The 4,488-nt window shown below is 68.8% G+C and carries 5 protein-coding genes; all 5 read right to left on the bottom strand.

The window, feature by feature from the left end:
- Nucleotides 1-213 (bottom strand): archaeosortase/exosortase family protein (locus JHC57_RS21320; protein ID WP_366928560.1); only part of this gene is annotated, 213 nt, incomplete at its 3' end.
- Nucleotides 210-1,415 (bottom strand): TIGR03087 family PEP-CTERM/XrtA system glycosyltransferase, encoded by a 1,206-nt coding sequence (locus JHC57_RS21315; RefSeq protein WP_294032586.1) that lies wholly within the window; start codon nt 1,413-1,415, stop codon nt 210-212. The genes JHC57_RS21320 and JHC57_RS21315, both read right to left, overlap by 4 nt.
- Nucleotides 1,415-2,461 (bottom strand): FemAB family XrtA/PEP-CTERM system-associated protein, encoded by a 1,047-nt coding sequence (locus JHC57_RS21310; protein ID WP_294032587.1) that lies wholly within the window; start codon nt 2,459-2,461, stop codon nt 1,415-1,417. The genes JHC57_RS21315 and JHC57_RS21310 overlap by 1 nt, the downstream gene beginning before the upstream one ends.
- Before the next feature lie 17 nt (nt 2,462-2,478).
- Nucleotides 2,479-3,339 carry an XrtA system polysaccharide deacetylase gene (locus tag JHC57_RS21305; RefSeq protein WP_294032585.1) on the bottom strand — a complete coding sequence of 287 codons (861 nt, stop codon included), beginning with the start codon at nt 3,337-3,339 and terminating at the stop codon, nt 2,479-2,481.
- 45 nt (nt 3,340-3,384) lie between these two features.
- The coding region (locus JHC57_RS21300; RefSeq protein WP_294032584.1) for an AAA family ATPase at nt 3,385-4,488 on the bottom strand (1,104 nt) is incomplete at its 5' end.

The following is a 4,488-nucleotide window of genomic DNA, read 5'->3' as shown; positions in this document are numbered from 1 at the left end:
CGCGGGCCACCAGAAGGCCGGGGTCAGCGGGCGGAGCAGCACCACGCGCTGCGACACGAGCCAGCCGATCATCGGCACGATCATCAAGCAGTGGGTGAAGGTCGAGCTGTTCCACCAGATGCCCGCCATATCGGCGGCATCGCGCCAGAAGATCGCGAGAAGCGCAGCCGACAGCAGCGCAAGCGCGGCGAGATGGCGTTGCCAGACCGTCACGCCGGCAACCCGAGCAGCTCGCCAAGCGGCGCCATGCGCGCATCCCAGCCATAGCGCGCGATCATCCGCGCGCGCGCGGCCCGTCCCATCGCGGCGGCGGCGGCGCGGTCGTCGAAGAGCGCGCAAACCGCATCGGCCATCGCGCCTGCGCCGTCGGCAACGAGCAGATGCTCGCCCGGTGCCGCGTCGATCCCCGTGGCGGCGGCGGCGCTCGCCACGACCGGCCGCGCCATCGCCATCGCCTCAAGCAGCTTGTTCTGGACGCCGCGTGCGAGCAGCAGCGGCGCGACCACCGCGTCGGCGACGGCGAGCCAAGGCCGCACATCGGGCACCTCGCCGGTGACCGTCACGCCGGGCAGCTTTTCGAGCGCGCGCACATCGTCGGTGGGCGCGCGGCCGACGATCGCGAAGCGGGCTTGGCTGTGGCGCCGGCGGATCAACGGCAGGATATCGGCCGCGAACCAGCGCACGGCGTCGATGTTCGGGCGGTAGTCCATCTGGCCCGTAAAGACCGCCAGCACCCCTTCCCCCGCCCCGGCGGTATCGAGCCGGGTCGCCGGATCGAACCGGTCGGCGTCGATGCCATTTTCGACCGCGCGCACCCGGCCGGGACCAAGGCCGCTTCGGCTGCGGAACAGGGCCGCCTCGGCTTCGCTGACGAACAGGCTGGCAGCGGTGCGGCGCGCGACTTCGGCCTCATAGGCACCAAGCACACGCGCCTCGCGCGAATGAATCCAGTGAAGCGGCTGGCGCCTGTCCTGCTCGGCATAGGTCGCGAATTTCGCCGAATCGACGTCGACGAAATCCATCAGCACCGGACCGTCGAAACGCGCCGGCAGATATTGCGCCATCTGGCCCGAGAAGGCGACGATATGGCTGACTTCGCCCCGCCCGATCAGCGCATCGACGTGACGCGCCAGCGCGGCGCTCCGGAACAGGCGGTTCGACACAGGCTCGCCGCGGAGCAGCGCCTGTGCGAGCGCAAGCGGGCGCGACGCGTTGCGCACTTCGATCGCCAGGCTCTTGCAGAGCGGCGCCATCTTCTCGCGGGCGAGCGCGGCGTCGGCTTCATTATCGGCGAGGGCCGCGACATGCACCGGCGCGAGTCTGGCCAGCGCTTCGAACATGTGCCAGCTGCGGATCCGGTCGCCGCGGTCGGGGGGCCAGGGCGCGCGGTGAACGAGGAACAGGATTTCGGCCACTATCCCAATCCGCGCGCGATCAGCGGCCCGATGCGGTTCGCCGCCCATAGCGGCAGCTTTTTCCAGAGATCGACCTGCAGCCGGTACCGGGCACTGTTCGGATTGGTGTCGCGCGCGGTTTCGCCGGGCGCGAGCCAGCGCGCGTAGACGAGCGGCTGCGGTTCGAAGCCCCAATTCTTCTTGTAGGCGAAGGGGCCGGTCCCGAGTTTCGAGCGGCCGAAGTCGAAGCGCGCGCAGCCTTTGGCGCGTGTGTGGCACATCAGGGCGAAATACATCAGTTCGTTGGCACGCAGCCTGCGTGCGTCGGCGGTGCCGCCGCCCCAATAAGGCATCACTGTGCCACGCCAATAAAGGCTCAGCACGCTCGCCACGGGTCGCCCCGCCTCGCGCACCGTCAGGATATCGGCATCGTCGCCGAAGGCATCAAGCACCGCGTCGAACAGCTTTTTCGGGAAAACCGGGGTGCCAAGATTGCGGACGCTCGTCGCATAGATGCGATAATGGTCGCGGCGGTCCTGTCCGGAACGGCCGGTCGTGACGGCGAGACCGCTTTCGAGCGCCTTGCGAACCTCGGCACGCTGCTTGCGCGGGATGGCGAGGAGTTCGGCGTCGTCGTCCGCGGCAAGATCGCGTGCGAAGCCGGCGTAGACGCCGTCCTCGCGGGCCCAGCCCTCGCCTTCGGGCAAGGGTCCGCCGCGCAGTTCGACCGACGGAGCGCCGAGCGACCGGGCCATGTCGGCCGCGCCCCGGGCCAGCGTCGCCGCCACCGCCGGGTCGTCGGCGAGGATGCCGCCGTCGACCGCAAAGCCGCTGCCGACGAGCGCCTGTCCGAACAGCGGCGAGCGGACATGGTGGAGCGGCAGGATGCCGGTCAGCGCGCCGGCCGCATCGCGCACGGTGACGAGATGGCAGCGGTGGCCCGTCGCCTTCGTGATCGCCTCACACCACGCGCGGCTGTGGAACGGGGTCGCCTGCGGATGCGCCGCGACATAGGCATCCCATTCGGCCGCGTCGGACAGCGGCGCCCCGGAAAAACCGTCGCTCACGGCAAGCGTCGGCGCGTTCACGCCGCGGCGCGCCACGGCTGCGCACGCCGTTGCTGCTCGGGAAGCAGGGCGTCGGCGCGCGTCCAGTCGAAATCGGCGAGCAATTTCCTGAGCTTCCCGGCCATGGCCGACAAGCCGGTGTAATGACGGACCTTCGACCTGATCGGCGCGCCGGCAACGCGCGGCTGGCCGGGATCGATTTCCCACGGATGGAAATAGAGAATGGCGGGATGCCCCTCGCCGTTCATCCGCGCGATCGCCCAGCGCGTGAAGCCATAGGGCAGCATGCGCATGAAGCCGCCGCCACCCGCGGCAAGCGTACGCCCGGCGAAACGCGCCGTCGTGACCGGCCATTCGACGAGATCGCTGCCGGGAAGCGGCTGCCAGGCGTGGCGCGGGCTTTCGGGCCAGCCATAATGATCGTGCGCCACCGGCGCGACGCTCGACGAATAGGCATAGCCCTGTTCGGCAAGAATGACGTGCGCCCAGGGCGTGCGCGTATCGACCGAAAAGCTCGGTGCGCGATAGCCGGCGATCGGGGCCCCGCTGATATCCTCGAGGATGGCGCGGGTCTTTTTGAGATCGGCGGCGAACTCGTCCGCCGTCATGTTGAAGACGCGCTTGTGGTCGTAGCCGTGGCTGGCGAGTTCATGCCCCGCCGCGACGATGCGCCGGATCAGCGCGGGATAGCGTTCGGCGACCCAGCCCAATGTGAAGAAGGTGCCTTTCGCGCCAGCATCGGCGAAAATCTGCAGCACCGCGTCGCAATTCGCCTCGACCCGGCATTCGAGACCGTCCCAGTCGGCGCGGCCGATCGTGCGCTCAAAGGCGCCGACCTGAAACCAGTCCTCGACATCGACCGACAGGCCGTTCTGCATTTTTCCTCACCTTCATCAGCGGGCTAGCCGATTTCCGCCGGGTTGTCAGGCGGCCCAGGTTCGCGAATTCTGCGGATTGGGCGCGTTGTCGGGATCGCGTTCGACCCATTCGATCAGGAGATCGAGCACGCGGCGGAGTGCGGCATCCTGTTCGACGAGGCGCTCTTCGAGCGACGCGATCTGCTTTTCGAGCGCGGCGAGTTGCTCGGGGTCCACCGCAGGTGCCACCGGCACGGGCGCTTCCACCGCCTCGGGCGAAGTCGGCGCGACCACCGGCGCGGGTCCGGCCGGCGCCGCGAAGGGCGCGGGGCCATCGACGACCGGCGCCGCAGCGCGCTGCGGCCATTCGGGCGCCGCTTCGTTCGCGGGCACCGGCGCGGCGAAGGGCGCGGGCGTCGGCGCGACGGCGGTCGCCGCGGCCGCGACGATCTCGTCGATCGGCAAGGGTGCGAGCGTCGACGCGTCGATGCCGCGGTCGGCCTCGATCTCGGCGACGACCGAGCGCACATTCTGCGCCGTGATGCGGGTCATCTGCTCGACCGCGCCATAGAGCAGCAGGCGGCTGACGAGGACGTTGAGCTTGCGCGGCACGCCTTCGCTGTAATCGAATATTTCCTCGAACGCGTCGGGGCTGAAGCTGGGGTTGCCCGTCCAGCCGACCTTGCCGAGGCGGTGGAGGATATAGGGTTCGACCTCCTCGGGCTCCATCGGGTCGAGGTGGTGCGTCGCGATCACGCGCTGGCGCAGTTGTTCGAGCGTCGGTGTGTGGAACAGCGTCTGGCGGAATTCGGGCTGGCCGAGCAGGAAAATTTGCAGCAGCGAATGGCCGCCGAGCTGGAAGTTCGAGAGCATGCGCAGCTCTTCGAGCGCCGATATCGCCAGATTCTGCCCTTCGTCGACGATCAGCAGCGTGCGCTTGCCGGCGCGCGCCTGTTCGCGAAGATATTGTTCCATCGAACGCAGCAGTTCGGCCTTGCTCTCGCCTTCCCACCCGATACCGAATTGTTCGGCGACGAGGCGGAGAAGATCGTCGCCCTCGACCTGCGTCGACACCAGCTTGACCGCGGTCAGCCGGTTGGGGTCGATCGTGTTCATCAGATGGCCGACGAGCGTCGTCTTGCCCGCGCCGACGTCGCCGGTGATGACGAT

The sequence above is a fragment of the Sphingopyxis sp. genome, from assembly GCF_016463645.1.
Taxonomy (GTDB): domain Bacteria; phylum Pseudomonadota; class Alphaproteobacteria; order Sphingomonadales; family Sphingomonadaceae; genus Sphingopyxis.
Note: the sequence above shows the minus strand (reverse complement) of the source record. Positions and strands in the feature narration are given on the sequence as shown.